Here is a 20,531-nt window from a genome sequence, read left to right as displayed (position 1 = left end):
CGCAGTCGCGTGTCCGGCTTCACGTACCGGTCGTGTCCCGCGGCCGGGGCCGTCCCCGCGGGCACTCTCTGGACAGTTACTGAGGTTAGGCTAACCTACCTTCAAACCTGCCCACTGGCCGAATCGGCACGTACGAAAGCGGACATCATCATGCCCAACGCCCGAGCTTCCCATCTCACTCGTCGCGGTCTGCTCGCCGCAGGCGGCGCTCTCGGGCTGGGCGCCGCGCTCGCCGCCTGCGGCAAGGACGACAGCAGGACCGATGCCGCGGACAAGAACGCCGGGAAGAAGTCCGGCCCCTGGTCCTTCACGGACGACCGCAGCCAGAAGGCCGAGGCGAAGGCCACCCCGAAGAACATCGTCGCCTTCACCGGTACCGCCGCCGCTCTGTTCGACTACGGCGTCGAGGTCAAGGGCGTCTTCGGCCCGACGAAGACCACCGACGGCAAGCCCGACGTCCAGGCCGGAGATCTCGACATCACCAAGGTCGAGATCCTCGGCAACGTCTGGGGCGAGTTCAACATAGAGAAGTACGCGGCGCTCGCGCCGGATCTGCTGGTCACCGCCATGTGGGAGAAGGACGCCCTCTGGTACGTGCCGGACCAGTCCAAGGACAAGATCCTCAAGCTGGCCCCGAGCGTCGCCCTGTGGGCCGCGCAGACCACCGTCCCCAAGGCGCTCCAGCGCCACGCCGAGCTCGCCCGGTCCCTCGGCGCCGACCTCGAGGCGAAGAAGGTCACCGACGCCAAGGCCCGCTTCGAGAAGGCGGCCGAGCGTCTGCGCCAGGCCGCCAAGTCCAGGCCTGAGCTCAAGGTCCTGATCGGCTCCGGCAGCCAGGACCTGTTCTACGTCTCCGTGCCGAAGATGTCCGCGGACACGCTCTACTTCCAGGAACTGGGCGTGAAGTTCGTCGAGCCCAAGCCCAACGCGCAGGGCTTCTTCGAGGAGCTCAGCTGGGAGAACGCCGACAAGTACGACGCCGACATCATCATCCTGGACAACCGCACAGGCACGCTGCAGCCCGACGCCCTCACCTCCAAGCCGACCTGGGCCAAGCTGCCCGCCGTCAAGGCCGGCCAGGTCATCCCGCGCGTCACGGAGCCGATCTACTCCTACGACAAGTGCGCGCCGATCCTCGAGGACCTGGCCAAGGCGATCGAGAACGCGAAGAAGGTCGCCCGACGATGACGACGGCGACCGAGACCGCCCCGTTCCGTTTCTTCGACCTGCAGGTTGCGCGGACAAGGCGGCTCGGCCCGTCCCTGGTCCGGGTCACCTTCGTCGGGGACAGCCTGAAGGACTTCGCCGCCGGCGGCCGCGACCAGTCCCTCTCCCTCTTCCTGCCGCACCGGGGCCAGGACGCTCCCGTCGTTCCCGTCGACGCGGGCGACTTGTACGCAGTCCTCGGCGCATGGCGTGCGCTGCCCGACGACGTGCGTGCCGTGATGCGTTCGTACACGGTGCGCGAACAGCGCACCGAGGCCGGCGAGGTCGACATCGACTTCGCCGTGCACGAGGACGGCGGCCCTGCCTGCCGCTGGGCGCTGGCCGCCGAGCGGGGGCACCGGGTGACGGTGCTCGGCCCGGCCGTTCCCGACAACACGGCGGTGCGCTGCCGTCCGCCCGAGGACACCGACTGGGTGCTGATCTGGGCGGACGAGACGGCGCTGCCCGCCGCCGCGGCGATCCTGGAGTGGCTGCCCGCCGACCGGAAAGCCAGGGTCTTCCTGGAGGTCCCGCACGCCGGGGACCGGCTGTCGCTGAACACCGACGCCGGCATCGATGTCACCTGGCTGGTCCGGGAGGAGGGCGCCGCGTCGGGCGTGGAGGCCGTCGCCGGGGCCGAGTTGCCCGCGGGGGTTCCGTACGCCTGGATCGCGGGCGAGTCCGGCAGCGTCAAGGCACTGCGCCGGCACCTCGTGAACGACCGCGGGTTCGACCGCCGCCGGGTCACGTTCGTCGGCTACTGGAAGCGCGGTCTGAGCGAGGACGGTCTGCGCGAGGAAGCCACCAGCGGCGGGACGGCGGGCGAAGAAGTGGCGGGCCAGGACAGCGACGGCTGACAGCCGCCTGGCCGTGTGACCAGCCGCGCAACCCGGCCGTGCCCCGAGGGGGCGAGGGAACGTAGAGTGAAGTTAGGTTAGGCTAACCTTACTTCAACGCCGCCCCTCGCCCCCTTCCCCTGTCCTGAGGGAGTGGCCAAGTCCCCGCGCACGGGAGGACCTTGCATGCGCTCGCACCTGCTCAATGACGTAACGGCGGAGCATTATCGGCGCTCCGTGACCGAAGGAGTCGAGCGGGTGGCGAACCGACTCGCCACAACGCGACGGCCGTTCACCGGAGTGACTCCCGACGAACTTCGCCCGGTGATCGCCGCGGTCGACCTCGACCGTCCCCTGGGGAACGCCTCGGCCGCCCTCGACGAGCTCGAGGAGGTGTATCTGCGGGACGCCGTCTACTTCCACAGCCCCCGCTACCTCGCCCATCTCAACTGCCCGGTCGTCATCCCCGCCGTCCTCGGCGAGGCCGTGCTCTCCGCGGTCAACTCCTCCCTCGACACCTGGGACCAGAGCGCCGGCGGCACCCTGATCGAGCGCCGCCTGATCGACTGGACCACGCGGCGGATCGGCCTCGGCCAGGCCGCCGACGGTGTGTTCACCAGCGGCGGCACCCAGTCCAACCTCCAGGCGCTGCTGCTCGCCCGCCAGGAGAGCAAGACCCGCGACCTTGCGAAACTGCGCGTCTTCACCTCCGCGTGCAGCCACTTCAGCGTGCAGAAGTCCGCCACGCTGCTGGGCCTCGCCGACGACGCCGTCGTCTCCGTCCCCGTGGACCGCAACAAGCGGATGCAGACCGTCGCACTCGCCGCCGAACTGGAGCGCACGGCCGCCGCGGGCCTGGTCCCCATGGCGATCGTCGCCACCGCGGGCACCACCGACTTCGGTTCCATCGACCCGTTGCCCGAGATCGCCGAGCTGGCACAGCAGTACGGCACCTGGATGCATGTGGACGCCGCGTACGGCTGTGGTCTGCTGGCCTCCCCCACCCGTCGCCACCTTCTCGACGGCATCGAGCGCGCCGACTCGGTGACCGTGGACTACCACAAGTCCTTCTTCCAGCCAATCAGTTCCTCGGCGGTGCTGGTCCGGGACGCGGCGACGCTCGGCCATGCCACGTACCACGCCGACTACCTCAACCCGCGGCGCACGATCCAGGAGCGGATTCCCAACCAGGTCGACAAGTCCCTGCAGACCACCCGCCGCTTCGACGCGCTCAAGCTGTGGATGACGCTGCGGGTGATGGGCGCGGACGGTGTCGGGTCCCTTTTCGACGAGGTCTGCGACCTGGCCGCGGCCGGCTGGGAGCTGCTCGCCGCCGACCCGCGATTCGACGTCGTGGTCCGGCCGCAGCTGTCCACCCTGGTCTACCGCTACATCCCCCGGTCCGTCACCAGCCCCTCCCTCATCGACCAGGCCAACCTCCACGCGCGCAAGGCGCTGTTCGCCTCGGGCGAGGCCGTGGTCGCCGGGACGAAGGTCGACGGACGCCAGTACCTCAAGTTCACCCTGCTCAACCCCGAGACGACGACCGACGACATCGCCGCCGTACTCGACCTGATCGCCGGCCACGCCGAGCAGTTCCTTGGAGAGAACCTTGTCCACGCTTCCTGATTCCCGTCGGATCTACGACTTCATCGGGATCGGGCTGGGCCCCTTCAACCTCGGCCTTGCCGCCCTCACCGAGCCGATCGATGAGCTCAGCGGCCTGTTCCTGGAGTCCAAGCCGGACTTCAGCTGGCACCGCGGCATGTTCCTGGACGGCGCACACCTCCAGACGCCGTTCATGTCGGACCTGGTCACCATGGCCGACCCGACCTCCCCGTACTCCTTCCTGAACTATCTGAAGGAGAGAGGGCGGCTGTACTCGTTCTACATCCGGGAGAACTTCTACCCGTTGCGCACCGAGTACGACGACTACTGCCGCTGGGTCGCCGCCAACCTGTCCGGCATCCGGTTCAACCGGACCGTGCGGTCGGTGGAGTACGACGACAAGGAAGCGCTCTACACCGTCACCACCCAGGACGAGACGTACCGGGCCCGCCGGCTCGTTCTGGGCACCGGAACCACGCCGTACGTACCGGAGCCGGTGCGGGACCTGGGCGGGGACCACATCCACAACTCCTCGTACATGGACCACCGCTCCGAGCTGGTGAAGAAGAAGTCCATCACCCTCGTGGGCAGCGGCCAGAGTGCCGCGGAGATCTATTTCGATCTCCTCGCCGAAATCGATGTACATGGCTACCGGCTGAACTGGGTCACCCGCTCGCCGCGGTTCTTCCCGCTGGAGTACACCAAGCTCACGCTGGAGATGACCTCTCCGGAGTACATCGACTACTTCCACGCACTGCCCGAGACCACCCGCCACCGCCTGGAGAACCGGCAGAAAAACCTGTTCAAGGGCATCGACGGGGATCTGATCAACGAGATCTTCGACCTGCTCTACCAAAAGAGCCTGGACGGTCCGGTACCGACCCGGCTGCTGACCAATGCCTCGCTGAACGCCGCGAGCCACGACGCGGCCTCCGGCACCTACACCCTGGGTCTGCGCCAGGAGGAGCAGGAGCGCGACTTCTCGCTCATCACCGAGGGGCTGGTCCTCGCGACCGGCTACAAGGCCGAGATCCCGCAGTTCCTGGAGCCGGTCCGCCACCGCATCCGCTTCGATACGCACGGCCGGTTCGACGTGGCCCGCAACTACAGCATCGACACCACCGGCCGCGGCATCTTCCTGCAGAACGGCGCCGTGCACACGCACTCCATCACCTCGCCCGACCTGGGCATGGGTGCGTACCGCAACGCCTACATCATCGGCGAGCTGCTGGGCCGCGAGTACTACCCCGTCGAAAAGTCCATCGCTTTCCAGGAGTTCTCCGTATGAGCACCACCACCGCCGCAGGAACGTTCGGCCTCCGCCCGCTGGACCCCTTGGAGGACGCGGAGCTGGTGCACGGCTGGGTCACTCACCCCAAGGCCGCCTTCTGGCTGATGCAGAACGCCGCCCTGCAGGACGTGGAACGCGAGTACATGGCGATCGCCGCCCATGAGCACCACGACGCCTTCATCGGGCTGCACAACGGGGAGCCCGCGTTCCTGATGGAGCGCTACAACCCGGCCGAGGTGGAGCTCAAGGGGCTGTACGAGGCCCGGCCCGGTGATGTCGGGATGCACTTCCTGGTCGCGCCGACGGACACCCCGGTGCACGGCTTCACCCGCGCGGTGATCACCGCGGTGATGGCGGCGCTGTTCGAGGATCCCGCGACCGAGCGGGTCGTCGTCGAGCCCGATGTACGCAACAGCGCCGTCCACGCGCTCAACGAGGCCGTCGGATTCGAGATCGCCGAGAAGATACGGAAGCCGGACAAGGAGGCCTACTTGAGCTTCTGCACCCGCGAGCAGTTCCTGGCGACGCAGGAGGTGGGCGGATGAGCCCCGTCGACGCCGTGGCGCATCTGACGCCCGAGCTGTGGGAGAAGGCCGGCCGGCAGCTGATCCGCAAAGCACTGGCCGAGTTCGCCCACGAGCGACTGCTGACCCCCGAGCCGCTCGACGCGAGCGCCTCCCCGGACACAGCTCCGGGGGCCTACCGCGTGCTCAGTGACGACGGGCGCGTCGAGTACCGCTTCACCGCGCGGCGGTTCGCCCTGGACCACTGGCAGATCGCGGCCGACTCCCTCACCCGCCACCGCGCCGGCGAGCAGATTCCGCTCGACGCGCTCGATTTCTTCATCGAGCTGCGTGGGGCGCTCGGCCTGAGCGACGGCATACTCCCGGTGTATCTGGAGGAGATCTCCTCCACTCTCTCCGGCACCGCCTACAAACTCACCAAGAAGCCGCTCTCCTCGGCCGAGCTGACGACGGCCGGGTTCCAGGCCATCGAGACCGGGATGACCGAGGGCCACCCCTGCTTCGTCGCCAACAACGGACGGCTCGGCTTCGGGGTGCACGAGTACCTCTCGTACGCCCCCGAGACCGCGAGCGAGGTCAGGCTCGTGTGGCTGGCCGCGCGCCGCGACCGCACCACCTTCACCTCGGGCGCCGGGCTCGACCACGACGCGCTGATGAAGGCCGAACTAGGTGAGGCCGCCCTCGCCCGCTTCGGCCGACAGCTGACCGCGCTGGGCCTCGACCCGTCCGACTATCTGCTGCTGCCCGTGCACCCCTGGCAGTGGTGGAACAAGCTCTCCGTCACCTTCGCCGCCGAGATAGCCCAGCAGCGGCTGGTCTGTCTGGGCCCCGGCGACGACGACTATCTCGCGCAGCAGTCGATACGTACGTTCTTCAACCGGAGCGACCCGGCCAAGCACTACGTCAAGACCGCTCTCTCCGTGCTCAACATGGGCTTCATGCGCGGCCTCTCGGCCGCGTACATGGAGGCGACCCCGGCGATCAACGACTGGCTCGCCGGCCTGGTGGAGCGCGACGACGTGCTGAAGGCGGCCCGTTTCTCGATCATCAGGGAGCGGGCGGCGGTCGGCTACCGCCATCTCGAGTACGAGCGGGCGACCGACCGCTACTCGCCGTACCGCAAGATGCTGGCCGCCCTGTGGCGCGAGAGCCCGGTGCCGTCGCTGCGGGACGGCGAACGGCTGGCCACCATGGCGTCGCTGCTCCATGTGGACCACGAGGGCCGCTCGTTCGCGGGCGCACTGATCGACGAGGCGGGGCTCGCGCCCGCCCAGTGGCTGCGCCGCTATCTGGACGCCTACCTGGTCCCGGTGCTGCACAGCTTCTACGCGTACGACCTGGTGTTCATGCCGCACGGCGAGAACGTCATCCTCGTCATCGCCGAGGACGGCACGGTCCGGCGGACGATCTTCAAGGACATCGCCGAGGAGATCGCGGTGATGGACCCGGTGGCGGTGCTGCCGCCGGCCGTGGAGCGGATCCGGGTCGAGGTGCCCGAGGACATGAAGCTGCTGTCGATCTTCACCGATGTCTTCGACTGCTTCTTCCGCTTCCTCGGCGCCACGCTGGTGGACGAGGGCCGGCTCGACGAGGAGACGTTCTGGCGGACGGTCGCCGAGTGCGTGAGCGCGTACCAGGACTCGGTGCCGCATCTGGCCGACAAGTTCCGCCAGTACGACATGTTCACCGGCGAGTTCGCGCTGTCCTGCCTCAACCGGCTCCAGCTGCGCAACAACGAGCAGATGGTGGATCTGGCCGACCCGTCGGGCGCGCTCCAGCTCGTCGGCGCCCTCGAGAACCCGATCTCACGGTTCGCTGGCGCCGGTCCGTCCGAGAGCGCCTCCCGACCGTAGCCGGGGGAGGTCCGAGGACCGGGGGCACGGCCGAAGCCCCCGGTCACGCGGGCCTGAACGGCCGGCCTGGACGGGCGGGCGCCCACCCGGTGTGCCCCGGCCGCAGGCCGGGGAGTCCCGGAGGGCGCCCGTCATGTCGCGCTCAGCTGCCCGCAGGCCATGGAACCTGTGGCGAGCGGTAGTAGTCGATCCCGAGCGCCGACAGGCGCGGCCCCTGCGCCGCGAGGCGCACCTTGTACGTCTCCCAGTCGTGCGTGGCCGCCGGGGACCAGCCGAGCTCCGCGACCCCGGGAAGCCGCGGGAAGGCCATGTACTCGATGTGGTCACCGGTCGAGATGGTCTCCGACCAGAGCGGCGCCTCGACTCCCGCGATCGCCGATGCGGGCGCGCCCGGCAGATAGGTCGCCGGGTCCCAGTCGTAGGACCGCTGCACCTCGACATAGCCGGCCCAGGCCAGGCCCAGCGGCGTGTCCTTGGTGTACTTCATGTCGAGGTAGACCCGGTCGGCGGGCGACAGGATCAGCCGGGTGCCGTTCTGCGCTGCCCTGGCGACCTGTGCCTTCTCGGCCGCGCTGGTGCGGTCGAGGCCCCAGTACTGGGCGAGTGCGCCCTCGGCCGCGTTCGCGCCGGTCAGCTGGTGCCAGCCGATCACGGTCTTGCCGTACGTGGCGACCGCCGCCTGCGCCCTGTCCATGAAGGCGACGTAGTCCTCATGGCTGGTGGAGTGTGCCTCGTCACCGCCGATGTGGAGGTACCTGCCGGGCGTGAGCGCGGCCAGTTCCCGGACCACGTCGTCGATGAAGTCGTAGGTGACCGCCTTGGGCACGCACAGCGAGCTGAAGCCGACGGCCGTGCCGGTGTAGAGGGGCGGTGCGATGCCGGAGCAGTTCAGCTCGGCGTAGGAGGCCAGTGCGGCGTTGGTGTGCCCGGGCATGTCGATCTCGGGCACGACCTCCATGTGGCGCGCGGCCGCGTGCCGGAGGATCTCCTTGTACTGGGCCTTGGTGTAGTAGCCGCCAGGGCCGCCGCCGACCTGGGTGGAGCCGCCGTACGTGGCGAGGCGCGGCCAGGAGTCGACGGCGATACGCCATCCCTGGTCGTCCGAGAGATGCAGATGCAGCTTGTTGATCTTGTAGAGGGCCAGCTGGTCGACGTAGCGCTTGACCTGGTCGACGGTGAAGAAGTGCCGGGAGACGTCCAGCATGGCTCCTCGGTGGCCGTAGCGCGGGGTGTCGCTGATGGTGCCGCCCGCGACCTGCCACGGGCCGGGCTGCCGGGTGTCCTTCTCCACGCTCGCGGGCAGCAGCTGGCGCAGGGTCTGGACGGCGTGGAAGAGCCCGGCGGGCCTGCGTGCGGTCAGGGTCAGCCCGCCGCGCGAGGACTGCAGGCGGTAGCCCTCGTCGCCCAGCTCGCGCTCGTTCGCCCTCAGCCGCAGCCGGACGGCGGCCGGTGCCGCGACCTCGGTGAGGGGCAGGGCGTACCCGGTGGAGGGGCGCAGCACCCCGGCGAGGTAGTCGCCGACGGCGCGCGCCTCGCGTGAGCCGTCGACCTGGATGACGGTGGCGGGGGTCAGGGTGTAGGGCGTGCCACCGGGGCGTACGGAGGCGGGCGCGGGGACGATCTGGCCGAGCGGCCGGACGGCGGAGGCAAGGGCGGTGTCGGGGTCGCTGTCGGCGGACGCGGGATCGGCGTCGGCCGCCGCGGCACAGGAGAGTGCGGCGGCCGCGGCAAGCAGCAGCGCACCGAGCAGACGGGGAAGCGGTCTGGGCTGACTCACGGCTGGGGTCCCTTCGACGGGGCACAACTGTGGTGCAGAGCAACCGAACGGTCACCATGCGTACCGTGCGCCTCAACTGCGGTCAAGGCCTAGACCACTTACTCGTTCGGGCGATGAAAGAATCCCCTCATGGCGGAAATCATCCAGAAGGACGGGACCTGGACCTTCGACGGTCGGACGGTGCGCATCGTGCCGGGCGGCGACAAGAGCGTGAGTCTGCTGCGCAAGACCCTCGGCGAAGTCGCCCTACCGCTGCGGGCGTTGGGCGGGATCTCGTTCGAAGCCGGCAAGAAGTCGGGGCGGCTGCGACTGCGGCTGCGCGACGGCGCCGACCCTCTGCTCCAGATAACCGGGGGAAAGCTGGAGGACGGCTCCGACCCGTACCGGCTGAACGTGGACGGCGACCGCTTCGGCGTCGCGGAGTACTTCGTGGACGAGGTACGCCACGCTCTGCTGCTGGAGCAGGTGGAGACCGGCCCGCTGGACGCCTATGCGCTGCCGGGCCCCGCTCTGCCGATCACCGTGGGCGCGGGGGACGGCACGGTCACCTTCGACGGGGAGCGCATCCGCCTGGAGTGGAACTGGAAGACGGAGGAGTCGAAGGCGTCCGGTGGCACGCGCACCCTGGCGCTGGGGGATGTGCGGTCGGTGGAGTGGCTGCCCGCGGCCGGCCTGGAGAACGGCTATCTGCGCTTTGTGCTCCCCCGGGGCACGGGGACGCACACCCCGCCGAAGTACGACCCGCACGCGGTGGAGCTGTTCGGCTTTCGCAAGGACCCGCTGATGGCGCTGGTGGCGGCGGCCGTGGTGGCCCGTATGCCGCATCCGTACGCCACCGCCGCGGTCGACGCGGCACCGCCGACCGAGCCGGCACGGGCGCCCGCCGCACCGTCGAGCGAGGACGATCACGACGCACTGCTGCGCCGGCTGCGCGAACTGGGCGAGCTGCATCAGGCGGGGATACTGACGGAGGACGAGTTCAGCGCGGCCAAAGCAGCCGTCCTGAAGCGAATGTGACCAGTCTCCTGCCCGTAATCGGGCAGGATTCTTGCAAAGCCACCCGCTCGCCCCGCAATATCTACGGGTGCTCGAACCTCGTCAACCCGCGCGTCCGTCACACGACGACCTCGTCGACCATCTGGTGCGCAGCACCGCGCTGCGTCGCGGTGAGGCGGCCCGGGTGGTGCTCGACGTACTGGCGTACTTCGACGAGACGACCGATGAATTCGTCCGTCGGCGCCACCGCGAGCTGCAGTCGGGCGGCCTGGCGAACACCGTGATCTTCGAGCGGATCGCGGCCGAGCTGCCGCACCGCGCCGTGGCGCCGCCGGAGCTCTCGCTGCGCCAGCTGCGCCGCATGGTCTACGGCTGACCGGCGATGGTCGCACCCGGAGCACCGGGAGCGTCCGGTGCACGAGGAGTGCCTGGAGCGGGCACACATCTGACCTACGGAGGGGCTAAGACTTTATGTGTGGAATTGTCGGATACATCGGCAGGCGTGATGTGGCTCCACTGCTGCTGGAAGGCCTGCAGCGGCTGGAGTACCGGGGTTACGACTCGGCGGGCGTGGTGATCAACAGCCCCAAGGCGACCGCGCTGAAGATGGTCAAGGCCAAGGGCCGCGTCCGCGAACTCGAGGCCCGCGTCCCCAAGCGCTTCGCCGGCACCACCGGCATCGCCCACACCCGCTGGGCCACCCACGGCGCGCCCAGTGACGAGAACGCGCACCCGCACCTGTCCCCCGACAACCAGGTCGCGCTCGTCCACAACGGCATCATCGACAACGCCTCCGAGCTGCGCGCCAAGCTGGAGGCCGACGGGGTCGTCTTCGCCTCCGAGACCGACACCGAGGTGCTCACCCACCTCATCGCCCGCTCCGAGGCCGACACCCTCGAGGAGCGTGTGCGCCAGGCGCTGAAGGTGATCGAGGGCACGTACGGCATCGCCGTCATGCACGCCGACTTCCCCGACCGCATCGTGGTCGCCCGCAACGGCTCCCCCGTCGTCCTCGGTATCGGCGAGAAGGAGATGTTCGTCGCATCCGACGTCGCAGCCCTGGTCACCCACACCCGCCAGGTCGTCACCCTCGACGACGGCGAGATGGCCACCCTGAAGGCCGACGACTTCCGTACGTACACCACCGAGGGCTCCCGTACGACGGCGACGCCGACCACCGTGGAGTGGGAGGCCGAGTCGTACGACATGGGCGGCCACGACACGTACATGCACAAGGAGATCTCCGAGCAGCCCGACGCGGTGGACCGCGTGCTGCGCGGCCGTATCGACGACCGGTTCAACACCGTGCACCTCGGCGGCCTGAACCTGGACGCCCGTGAGGCCCGCGGGATCCGCCGGGTGAAGATCCTCGGCTGCGGCACCTCGTACCACGCCGGCCTCATCGGCGCCGGGCTGATCGAGTCGCTGGCCCGTATCCCCGCGGACGCCGAGCCGGCCTCCGAGTTCCGCTACCGCAACCCGGTCGTGGACCCCGACACCCTCTACGTCGCGGTCTCCCAGTCCGGTGAGACGTACGACGTGCTGGCCGCCGTCCAGGAGCTCAAGCGCAAGGGCGCCCGGGTCCTCGGTGTCGTGAACGTCGTCGGCTCGGCGATCGCCCGCGAGGCCGACGGAGGCACCTATGTGCACGCCGGCCCCGAGGTCTGCGTCGTGTCCACCAAGTGCTTCACCAACACGGTCGTCGCCTTCGCGCTGCTCGCCCTGCACCTGGGCCGTATCCGCGACCTGTCCGTCTCGGACGGCAAGCGGATCATCGAGGGCCTGCGCAAGCTGCCCGCGCAGATCAGCGAGATCCTCGAGACCGAGGACGAGATCAAGAAGCTGGCCGAGCAGTACGCGGACGCCAAGTCGATGATGTTCATCGGCCGGGTGCGCGGCTACCCGGTGGCCCTGGAGGCCTCCCTGAAGCTCAAGGAGATCTCCTACATCCACGCCGAGGCCTACCCGGCCTCCGAGCTCAAGCACGGCCCGCTCGCCCTGATCGAGCCCGCGCTGCCGACGGTCGCGATCGTCCCCGACGACGACCTGCTGGAGAAGAACCGCGCCGCGCTGGAGGAGATCAAGGCCCGCAGCGGCCGGATCCTCGCGGTCGCGCACCGTGAGCAGGAGAAGGCCGACCACACCATCGTGGTGCCGAAGAACGAGGACGAGCTGGACCCGATCCTGATGGGCATCCCGCTGCAACTCCTCGCCTACCACACGGCATTGGCCCTGGGCCGGGACATCGACAAGCCGCGCAACCTGGCGAAGTCCGTCACCGTGGAGTAGTTCCACCGATGATCACCGCAGCGATCATTGAGCAGCCCCTGCGGCGGGCAACCACCTCCGTGAGCGCCTGGGGGTACCTCCCAGGCGGAGCTCTGGGGAACGGTTAGCCGCAAAAGGGAACGGAACGCCCCCTGTGTGCCACCGGGCACACAGGGGGCGTTCCTCGTCCCGGCCGGCGCCACCCGTGCGCGCCGGCCGCTGCGGCTGCCCCGAGACCCCACCCGAGTCCGGGTGGCGAGGCCTCAGCCGGTGGCCGTCACTCCCCGGCCGGCAGCGCGACCGGTGAAGGTCGGCCACTTGGCGAGCGCGGCCGTCGCGCCGTACCAGGCCACCAGGCCCGCCACCGCACCGACCCAGCCGCCCGCCTTGGCGAGCCCGTCGTTCTCGGCGAAGGCGGCGATGCCGCCCAGCAGCAGCGACAGGCACAGGAGCCCGTACACGCCCTGTCCCAGCACACCGCTCCCCGCGGATGCGGCCGTCAGGGTCAGTGCGAGCAGCGCCCACAGCAGCATGAACAGTCCTGCCGCCTCGGCCGAGACCTCGGTGCCGGCGCCGGTGCCCCAGGTGAACCAGAAGGCACCGAGGCCGGCGAAGGCCGTGCCGTCGGCGGCGTCGCCGGCCCGGAACGCGAGCAGGCCGACGACGAAGAGTGCGACCCCGCCGACCCAGGTCGCGAGGGCGGCCGCGTCGGCCGCCGTGACATTGTCGATGACTCCGGTGTTGCCGACGCCGAACGCCAGCAGCGTCAGTCCGAGTGCGAGGTTGCCGAGAGTCGATGAAGAACCAGCGCTTCCCGCAGAGACGTCGTTGTCCACGGCGGGCTCCCTTCCTGTCCTGTGCAGTTGTGCTGCGTCCCAGCCACCTTTATGTACCCTTCACAAGCACACAATCCACCTCATACGCGCGGGTAGATTTCCCCGCGTCCGCAGGGAGTTGACGCAGTCTCACCTGCGAGGACCACGGCAGGACGGGACAGGCCACGGGATCGGCTCGGGACCGCACGGAACAGGAACGCGAGGACCCGCACGGGCGTTGGTCCGAGGCCCGTCCGGATCGGTGGCGGTGGACGTGAATTGCCCGGGTCGCGATCACGGGCCGGAACGCCGGTGGCGCTACGGGATCACGATCACGGGGCGCTGCGCGCGGCGCGCGAGCCGCCCGGCGACCGAGCCGAAGATGCGCCCGACGATGCCGTGGGTGGACCCGACCACGATCGCGTCGGCCGAGTACTCGTGGCCGACCTCTTCGAGCTCATGACAAATGTCGCCACCGCGCTCGACCAGGATCCACGGCACCTCGGACAGATAGTCCGCGCAGGCCAGCTCGAGTCCGAGCACCTCGGTGCGGTGGTCGGGGACGTCCACGAAGACCGGGGGCTCGCAGCCCGCCCAGACCGTGGTCGGCAGCCGATTGGCGACATGGACGATGATCAGGCCGGATCCGGACCGTCTCGCCATTCCGACGGCGTAGGCCAGCGCCCGCTCGCTGGAGGTCGATCCGTCGAAGCCGACGACGACTCCGTGCCGGAAGGCGGGATCGCAGGAGTGACATGCTTCTTCCGCCGCTCGCAGGTCCGACAAGGGGTCGGCTACCTGCTTGCGGTCAGCGGGTTCGGGGATTTCGTGACCGGCCATCGGTGTCTCGGCGAAGAAGGTCCTCTTGGGAGGGATCGACTCGGGAAGGTGCGTCGGTTGACATGGCGGCGGGGCTGTGTCCGGGAATCATCTTCCCAAGCCCATACCCCCAAGGGTACGGCGACACTCCTCTCCTGCCCAGGGCCAGCCGCGGCATGCGCGGCGTTCCAGGGAGCATGCCCGAGCCCGTCCCGGATCGCAATGCCGCTTGGCCCCTACAGCAGTCTCTCGGCCGTCTGCCGCAGCGCCAGTGACCGGATGCCTTCGCCCCTCGTTGGCCCCTGCGTGCCTGCATCCACCACCACCCCAGCCCCCGCCCCCGAGCCCGTCCCGGCCTCGCAGCAGCACGGCCGGTGGCGGGCGGCGTGCCCGCCCCAGGGTGCGCACGCCGGCCCCGCCGCGTACCCGGCGCCCGCTCCCGGATGCGCACCCAGCCCCGTGCGCGCCCCCTCGCCCCGATCCGCGCCGGAGCCCACCACCGCGCCGGTGCCGTCGTCCGCGCCCTCGTCCGACTCGGCGAGCGCCGTTGTGCGCTGGGCGGCGTTCAGCTGCGTACTCGTCCCCGTAGTGCTCGTCGTGTACGGGACATCCGTCGGCGGCGCCGCCGCGGCGGCCGCCGGCCTCGCCGCGGTCACGGCGGCCTGCCGGGCCCTGCTGCGTCAGTCGGAGCGGGTCGCCGCCCGGTCGGCGTCCCGGCCGGTGTCCCGGTCCGCGGAATCCACCGCCCGGCCGCGCGCCCGGGGCCACCGGAGCACACGTACGGGGACCCGAAGTGCGCCATGTGACTGACGAGTTCGTACACTCACACCCATAGGTTTTCAGCCAACTTCACGCCTGTGGCGGTTCCTTGGGGAAATGGCCTGCCAACCCCCTTGCCACCTGGGAAGAAAGGGCCAATCGCGGCGTTCGGACCCTACTGGGACGGGCCATGCACGGAAGAGGCACTTCCCTGCGGGGCCCGCGAGTGGAACGCTTCGTGATCGAATGCTTCGCGCCAAGTTGCCATGTCGACATACCAGCGCATGCCGAACTTGTCACGGCGGCACCACGGGACGCAGTAGATTCGATCATGAGTATCGAAGGCTGGGGACTCGTGCAAAACCGAGGGGAAACGTGCAGGAGCGAAAGGCCCGAAACGAACGGGGAGACGCGAACACCGAGGGGGGCTTAGCGTCATGAGTCAGGACTCCGCCGCACCGGAGGCAGCACGGAAACTCTCCGGCCGCCGGCGCCGGGAAGTCGTCGCAGTGCTGCTGTTCAGCGGCGGCCCTATTTTTGAAAGTTCCATCCCGCTCTCGGTGTTCGGAATTGACCGTCAGGACGCCGGAGTTCCCCGCTACCGCCTGCTTGTGTGCGGTGGCGAGGACGGACCGCTACGGACGACCGGTGGTCTGGAACTGACCACACCGTACGGCCTCGAGGCGATCAGCAGGGCGGGCACGGTCGTCGTGCCGGCCTGGCGCTCGATCACCTCGCCGCCACCACCCGAAGCGCTCGACGCGCTGCGCCGGGCACATGAGGAGGGCGCTCGTATCGTCGGACTGTGCACCGGGGCGTTCGTCCTCGCCGCGGCCGGTCTGCTCGACGGCCGCCCGGCCACCACCCACTGGATGTACGCACCGACGCTGGCCAAGCGGTATCCGTCCGTCCATGTCGATCCGCGTGAGCTCTTCGTCGACGACGGCGATGTGCTCACCTCCGCCGGTACGGCTGCCGGTATCGACCTCTGCCTCCACATAGTGCGCACCGACCACGGCACGGAGGCGGCGGGAGCGCTTGCCCGCAGGCTGGTCGTACCACCTCGTCGCAGCGGCGGTCAGGAGCGCTATCTCGACAGGTCTTTACCAGAGGAAATCGGCTCGGACCCGCTGGCCGAGGTCGTCTCCTGGGCCCTGGAGCATCTCCACGAACAGTTCGACGTGGAGACGCTGGCGGCACGTGCCTACATGAGCCGGCGCACCTTCGACCGCCGCTTCCGTTCGCTGACGGGCTCGGCCCCGCTTCAGTGGCTGATCACCCAGCGGGTGCTGCAGGCGCAGCGGCTGCTCGAGACCTCCGACTATTCGGTCGACGAGGTCGCGGGCCGGTGCGGCTTCCGGTCCCCGGTGGCACTGCGCGGCCACTTCCGGCGGCAGCTGGGCTCGTCCCCGGCGGCGTACCGGGCCGCCTACCGGGCCCGCAGGCCCCAGGGCGATCCGGTCCCGGTGGCGGTGATCGACGCGGTCCTACCGGCCCAGGCGACCCCTGGGGCGCGACGGACCGCGGCAGCCGCCGCGGGAATACCGGGCTCGACCGCCACGGCGGCCGCGCCACCGGAACTGGGAAGGCCCCATTCCGACGCGTATGCCACAGGCCATGGGCGTCCGAGCCTGCCCGGTCAGCGGAGTGCGCCATAAAGTAGGACGCATGAACGACCGCATGGTGTGGATCGACTGCGAGATGACCGGGCTCTCGTTGACGGAAGACGCACTCATCGAGGTGGCCGCACTGGTCACCGACTCGGAACTGAACGTGCTCGGTGAAGGGGTGGACATCGTGATCCGCCCGCCGGACGAGGCGCTGGAGACCATGCCCGAGGTGGTGCGCACCATGCACACCGCCTCGGGCCTCCTCGACGAGCTGGCGGGCGGCACCACGCTCGCGGCCGCCGAGGAGCAGGTCCTGGCGTACGTACGCGAACACGTCAAGGAGCCCGGCAAGGCACCGCTGTGCGGCAACTCGGTCGGTACCGACCGTGGTTTTCTGCTGCGTGACATGCCGACGCTGGAGGACTACCTCCACTACCGGATCGTGGACGTCTCCTCGATCAAGGAACTCGCCCGCCGCTGGTATCCGCGGGCCTACTTCAACAGCCCCGAGAAGAACGGCAACCACCGGGCACTGGCGGACATCCGCGAATCCATCGCGGAGCTCCGCTACTACCGCGAGGCCGTCTTCGTGCCGCAGCCAGGACCCGACTCCGTGACCGCGAAGTCGATCGCGGCGAAGCACGTGCTGCCGGCGGAGTGAGCTCCCGATAACCCGGGCGCGAGCACCCTCCCGGACCCTGTACACTTTTTCTCGGCCGGTCGGGAAGAGGACCGGTCGTGGTGGGTATAGCTCAGCTGGTAGAGCACCTGGTTGTGGTCCAGGATGTCGCGGGTTCGAGTCCCGTTACTCACCCTGAATGATCAAGGGCTGACCTGTGAAAGCAGGTCAGCCCTTCTTCATGTCCCATGAACAGCCCCAGGCTGAGCTCTTGCGCGCACTGGTGCCCGATCCTCAGGTGGGGGTTTGCGGCGGGCCGTTCATCGCAGCGGTTCTTGCACGACGCCGGCAGTGATCGCGGTCACGACCTTGCGGACGGCTCCAGCCTCCGGCGGGGCACCCTTCCGGTCGGCGAAGACCATGTGTCCGGTCCCGACCAGCGTGGGAGCGAGGGTGTCGACGTCGGCATCCGCCGCGATGCGGCCCAGTTCCCGCTCGGCGGTGAGGTAGGAGGCGATCATGGCCGTAGCCTCCGTCAGTACCGGGACGCCGGTCGGTGTGGTCCGGCGGAGCCGGGCGCGCAGGTCATCCCGGGAGGTGACGAGGCCGACGATCGCCACAGCGACCGATCCGAACAGGTCCGTCAGGGCGCCGGTGAGGTTGTCGGTGACGGTGCCGGTCCCGGCGAAGTCGCGCAGGACGGCGGCCTGGTTGTCGATCCGGGCGATGCGGTCGAGCACGAGCTCGGCGAGGAAGGCGTCGAAGTCGGCGAAGTGCCGGTGCAGGACTCCCTTGGCGCAGCCTGCCTCCGTGGTGACCGCTCGGCTGGTCAGCGCGCTCGGCCCGTCACGGAGCAGGACACGCTCGGCGGCATCGAGCAGCTGCTCGCGCGCGTCGCGGATGGCCACCCCTGTCGGCACCGTGCATCTCCTCCTTTTCTCGGCCCGTCCCGATTGACGAGTGGGCGCACGCCCATTCATAGTGGGCGCATGCCCACTATACCGCCGGAGCGAGCACCCATTTCCGAACACGGGCCTCATCGACACCGACAGGTGGCGGAGTCGTTCGGTTCGGACGCCGCACGCTACGACCGGGCTCGGCCCCGCTACCCCCAAGCCATGGTGGACCGGATCGTCGCCGCCGGCCCTGGCCCCGCGGTTCTCGACGTCGGCTGTGGTACCGGCATCGCGGCCCGGCAGTTCGAAGCGGCCGGCTGCACGGTGCTGGGGGTCGACGCCGACGCGCGGATGGCCGACCTGGCGCGACAGCGCGGACTCGAGGTCGAGGTGGCAGCGTTCGAAACCTGGGACCCGGGCGGCCGGAAGTTCGATGCCGTCGTCTCCGGGCAGACCTGGCACTGGGTCGACCCGGTTGCGGGAGCCGCCAAGGCGGCGCAGGCGCTGCGGCCCGGTGGCCCGCTGGCCGTGTTCTGGAACACGGGCAGACCTGTGTCCGAACTGGCGGAATCCTTCGCCGAGGTCTATCGCCGGGTGATGCCCGACTCGCTTGCCGCCCACCAATGGACGACGCCGGCCGTGGACGGGTACTCGGCGCTGTACACCAGGGCAGCCGACGGGATCCGGGAGGTGGGCGCGTTCGGCGAACCGGAGCAGTGGCGATTCGCCTGGGAGCGGTCCTACACCCGGGACGAGTGGCTGGACCAGCTGCCCACCACCGGCGGCCACACCCGGCTCCCGCCGGCCGAGCTGGAAGAGGTGCTGGCAGGCATCGGCGCCGCCATCGACGCGGTGGGAGGCGGCTTCACGATGCGCTACGCCACGGTGGCGGTCACGGCGGCGCGAACCGGCGCCACCTGAACCGCACTTCCCCGGTCGGGCGGGGGTGCGTCAACGTACGTGCGACACAGCCGCGTTGGGGGCGGAGCGCGTCAGGCCACCCAGAGGCCCGGCCGCCAAGAGGCCACGAGGACGCGCCCCGGCCGAGGGTGGGGGAAGCCCGGCCGGGGCGCGCGATGGTGGGCCGCAGAGGCGGCTCACTTGAAGGCGGCGAACGCCTTCGTGAAGGCCAGCGGCTCCTGCAGGATCGAGCTGCAGGTGGCGTCCGCGGCCGGCTTCTCGCCGCCCGCGCACTGCTTGTCACGGGTCGAGGACCACATGGACAGCCAGCCGATGCCCTTGGACTCGGCGAACTCCACCAGCTGGGTGGCGTCCTCGACCTTGAAGATCTCGGTCACCACGTCGTTGACACCGATCATCGGGGTGACGGCGACGGTCTTCCAGGCGTCCGCGTCCGAGAGGCCGAGGACTCCCTTGATCTGCGCCTGGGTGGCGGTGGCGGCCTGGATCGCGTACTGACCCATGTCACCGCTGTACGCCGGGCCGTAGTCCATCGCCATGATGTTGACCGCGGCGATCTTCACACCGTTCTTCTTGGCGTCGGCGACCAGGTCCACGCCGGGCTGGGTCAGGCCCTCGGGCATCACGGGCAGCGTGAAGGACACGTCCAGGCCCGGGTGCTCCTTCTGGAGCTGGGCGATGGCCTGCGAGCGGCGGGAGTTGGCGGCGGTGTCCGGGAGGGCCGCGCCTTCGATGTCGAAGTCGACCTTGGTGAGCTTGTAGGTGTCGATGACCTTGCCGTAGGCCTTGGCCAGGTCCCTCGCCGAGGAGCAGTTCAGCGCCAGCTCGTGGCCGGCCGCGCCGCCGAAGGAGACCCGGACGTCGCCGCCCTTGGCGCGCAGGTCGCCGATCTGGGCCGCGACCTTGTCGTCGGCCAGGGCCGTGACGCCGCCCCACAGCGGGGCGCAGCTGCCGCCGGAGGTGATGAAGGCGAGGTTGAACTCCTTGACCCCCGTCTTCGCGGAGGCGTCCAGCATGTCGTACGCCGGGTAGAGAGAGGTGTCGATGTACGGCGCGTAGCGGGCGGGCGCGCCGGGCCGGGGGTTCCCGGTCGCCGTGGCCGTCGGAGTCGGGGTCGGGGTCGAAGCAGTGGGCGTGGGGGTGGGCTTCTGGGTGGCCGTGGCGGTCGGCGTGGGCGTGGGCTGCTCGGTGGGCCGGCCGCTCGGCTGCGGCGTCGCCCCGTCGTCGACCGAACACTTGATCTTGTTGATAAGGCAGGAGGTCGGATCGGCGGCCTTGCCGCTCGCGGAGGTGACGAAGCCGACGGTCACCGAGGCGCCGGGCGCGAGGTCCTTGTTCCAGCTCGCGGGCTTCACCGTGATGTGCTGCCCGCTCGCCGTGTGCTCGCCGTTCCACAGCGAGCTGATCGTGGTCCCGGCGGGCAGGTCGAACTCGAGCGTCCAGTCCGACTGCGCCTTGCCGGTCGCGTTGGTGATCACGTACTGCCCGGTGTAGCCGCCGGCCCAGGAGCTGGTCTTGGTGTACGCGGCGCCGACCGCGGCCGCCTGAGCGGTGCCGGTGAGCACGAGCGCCATGCCGCCGATCACCGCGGACGCGACGACCGCGCCGATCGCCTTCGTCGTGCCGCTCGCCCTGCGCCGGTGCGTACTGCTGCCCATCGGGTGCCTGCCTCTGCGTTACGGGGGTGGGGGTGCTGGGGCAGCACGCTAGCGACCGCGAAACGGACAAATGAC

The 20,531-nt window shown here is 69.7% G+C and carries 18 protein-coding genes and 1 tRNA gene; 13 read left to right on the top strand and 6 right to left on the bottom strand.

What is annotated here, in order from left to right:
* Positions 1-150 precede the first annotated feature (150 nt).
* The 6 genes from ACFYWI_RS28875 to ACFYWI_RS28850 all read left to right on the top strand — a co-directional run bounded on the left by ACFYWI_RS28875 (position 151) and on the right by ACFYWI_RS28850 (position 7,318).
* On the top strand, positions 151-1,188 hold the full coding sequence (locus ACFYWI_RS28875; protein WP_389238059.1) for an ABC transporter substrate-binding protein: 1,038 nt from the start codon (positions 151-153) through the stop codon (positions 1,186-1,188).
* Complete coding sequence (locus ACFYWI_RS28870; RefSeq protein ID WP_389238057.1) at positions 1,185-2,063, top strand: siderophore-interacting protein; 879 nt, start codon at positions 1,185-1,187, stop codon at positions 2,061-2,063. The genes ACFYWI_RS28875 and ACFYWI_RS28870 overlap by 4 nt, the downstream gene beginning before the upstream one ends.
* 165 nt (positions 2,064-2,228) lie before the next feature.
* Positions 2,229-3,671: a pyridoxal phosphate-dependent decarboxylase family protein gene (locus ACFYWI_RS28865; RefSeq protein WP_389238055.1), complete on the top strand. Its 1,443-nt coding sequence runs from the start codon at positions 2,229-2,231 to the stop codon at positions 3,669-3,671.
* On the top strand, positions 3,655-4,938 hold the full coding sequence (locus ACFYWI_RS28860; RefSeq protein WP_389238053.1) for a lysine N(6)-hydroxylase/L-ornithine N(5)-oxygenase family protein: 1,284 nt from the start codon (positions 3,655-3,657) through the stop codon (positions 4,936-4,938). Before ACFYWI_RS28865 ends, ACFYWI_RS28860 begins: the two co-directional genes overlap by 17 nt.
* Positions 4,935-5,486, top strand: a complete 552-nt coding sequence (locus ACFYWI_RS28855; protein WP_389238051.1) for a GNAT family N-acetyltransferase — start codon at positions 4,935-4,937, stop codon at positions 5,484-5,486. Before ACFYWI_RS28860 ends, ACFYWI_RS28855 begins: the two co-directional genes overlap by 4 nt.
* Positions 5,483-7,318 (top strand): IucA/IucC family protein, encoded by a 1,836-nt coding sequence (locus tag ACFYWI_RS28850; protein ID WP_389238049.1) that lies wholly within the window; start codon positions 5,483-5,485, stop codon positions 7,316-7,318. The genes ACFYWI_RS28855 and ACFYWI_RS28850 overlap by 4 nt, the downstream gene beginning before the upstream one ends.
* Positions 7,319-7,460: 142 nt before the next feature.
* Here the strand turns inward: ACFYWI_RS28850 and ACFYWI_RS28845 are convergent, their stop codons facing one another.
* Complete coding sequence (locus tag ACFYWI_RS28845; RefSeq protein ID WP_389238047.1) at positions 7,461-9,095, bottom strand: beta-N-acetylhexosaminidase; 1,635 nt, start codon at positions 9,093-9,095, stop codon at positions 7,461-7,463.
* Positions 9,096-9,224: 129 nt separating this feature from the next.
* On the opposite strand from ACFYWI_RS28845, the gene ACFYWI_RS28840 reads away from it, so the two are divergent.
* The 3 genes from ACFYWI_RS28840 (at position 9,225) to glmS (ending at position 12,380) form a co-directional block, all read left to right on the top strand.
* Positions 9,225-10,112: a DUF4429 domain-containing protein gene (locus ACFYWI_RS28840; protein ID WP_389238045.1), complete on the top strand. Its 888-nt coding sequence runs from the start codon at positions 9,225-9,227 to the stop codon at positions 10,110-10,112.
* A gap of 67 nt (positions 10,113-10,179) precedes the next feature.
* The gene (locus ACFYWI_RS28835; protein WP_389238042.1) at positions 10,180-10,467 is read left to right on the top strand and encodes a hypothetical protein; all 288 of its coding nucleotides are present in this window, start codon (positions 10,180-10,182) and stop codon (positions 10,465-10,467) included.
* Between the two features lie 95 nt (positions 10,468-10,562).
* Positions 10,563-12,380 carry a glutamine--fructose-6-phosphate transaminase (isomerizing) gene (glmS, locus tag ACFYWI_RS28830; RefSeq protein WP_389238040.1) on the top strand — a complete coding sequence of 606 codons (1,818 nt, stop codon included), beginning with the start codon at positions 10,563-10,565 and terminating at the stop codon, positions 12,378-12,380.
* Positions 12,381-12,622: 242 nt separating this feature from the next.
* Here the strand turns inward: glmS and ACFYWI_RS28825 are convergent, their stop codons facing one another.
* From ACFYWI_RS28825 to ACFYWI_RS28815, 3 genes are all read right to left on the bottom strand, one after another.
* Entirely contained in the window at positions 12,623-13,195 is a 573-nt protein-coding gene (locus tag ACFYWI_RS28825) for a GPR1/FUN34/YaaH family transporter (RefSeq protein ID WP_389238038.1), read from the bottom strand.
* A gap of 297 nt (positions 13,196-13,492) precedes the next feature.
* Positions 13,493-14,014 carry a universal stress protein gene (locus ACFYWI_RS28820; RefSeq protein WP_389238036.1) on the bottom strand — a complete coding sequence of 174 codons (522 nt, stop codon included), beginning with the start codon at positions 14,012-14,014 and terminating at the stop codon, positions 13,493-13,495.
* A 215-nt stretch (positions 14,015-14,229) separates the two neighbouring features.
* The gene (locus ACFYWI_RS28815) at positions 14,230-14,649 is read right to left on the bottom strand and encodes a hypothetical protein (protein ID WP_389238034.1); all 420 of its coding nucleotides are present in this window, start codon (positions 14,647-14,649) and stop codon (positions 14,230-14,232) included.
* A gap of 540 nt (positions 14,650-15,189) precedes the next feature.
* Here ACFYWI_RS28815 and ACFYWI_RS28810 point away from each other — a divergent pair.
* From ACFYWI_RS28810 to ACFYWI_RS28800, 3 genes are all read left to right on the top strand, one after another.
* A complete protein-coding gene (locus ACFYWI_RS28810) occupies positions 15,190-16,410 on the top strand; it encodes a helix-turn-helix domain-containing protein (protein ID WP_389238032.1) in 1,221 nt (406 codons plus the stop codon).
* 10 nt (positions 16,411-16,420) lie between these two features.
* Complete coding sequence (gene orn, locus ACFYWI_RS28805; RefSeq protein WP_389238030.1) at positions 16,421-17,023, top strand: oligoribonuclease; 603 nt, start codon at positions 16,421-16,423, stop codon at positions 17,021-17,023.
* Between the two features lie 80 nt (positions 17,024-17,103).
* Positions 17,104-17,176: transfer RNA gene (locus ACFYWI_RS28800), tRNA-His, on the top strand.
* Between the two features lie 125 nt (positions 17,177-17,301).
* On the opposite strand, the gene ACFYWI_RS28795 is transcribed toward ACFYWI_RS28800, so the two are convergent.
* Positions 17,302-17,901, bottom strand: a complete 600-nt coding sequence (locus tag ACFYWI_RS28795) for a TetR/AcrR family transcriptional regulator (protein WP_389238028.1) — start codon at positions 17,899-17,901, stop codon at positions 17,302-17,304.
* A 69-nt stretch (positions 17,902-17,970) separates the two neighbouring features.
* Here ACFYWI_RS28795 and ACFYWI_RS28790 point away from each other — a divergent pair, with 69 nt between their 5' ends.
* Complete coding sequence (locus ACFYWI_RS28790; RefSeq protein WP_389238026.1) at positions 17,971-18,798, top strand: class I SAM-dependent methyltransferase; 828 nt, start codon at positions 17,971-17,973, stop codon at positions 18,796-18,798.
* 176 nt (positions 18,799-18,974) lie between these two features.
* Here ACFYWI_RS28790 and ACFYWI_RS28785 read toward each other — a convergent pair whose 3' ends face one another.
* Entirely contained in the window at positions 18,975-20,456 is a 1,482-nt protein-coding gene (locus ACFYWI_RS28785; RefSeq protein WP_389238024.1) for a cellulose binding domain-containing protein, read from the bottom strand.
* Between the last annotated feature and the right edge of the window lie 75 nt (positions 20,457-20,531).

The sequence above is a fragment of the Streptomyces sp. NPDC002889 genome, from assembly GCF_042888425.1.
Taxonomy (GTDB): domain Bacteria; phylum Actinomycetota; class Actinomycetes; order Streptomycetales; family Streptomycetaceae; genus Streptomyces.
The sequence above is the reverse complement of the archived record's forward strand: the minus strand, read 5'-3'. Positions and strand labels throughout refer to the sequence as shown.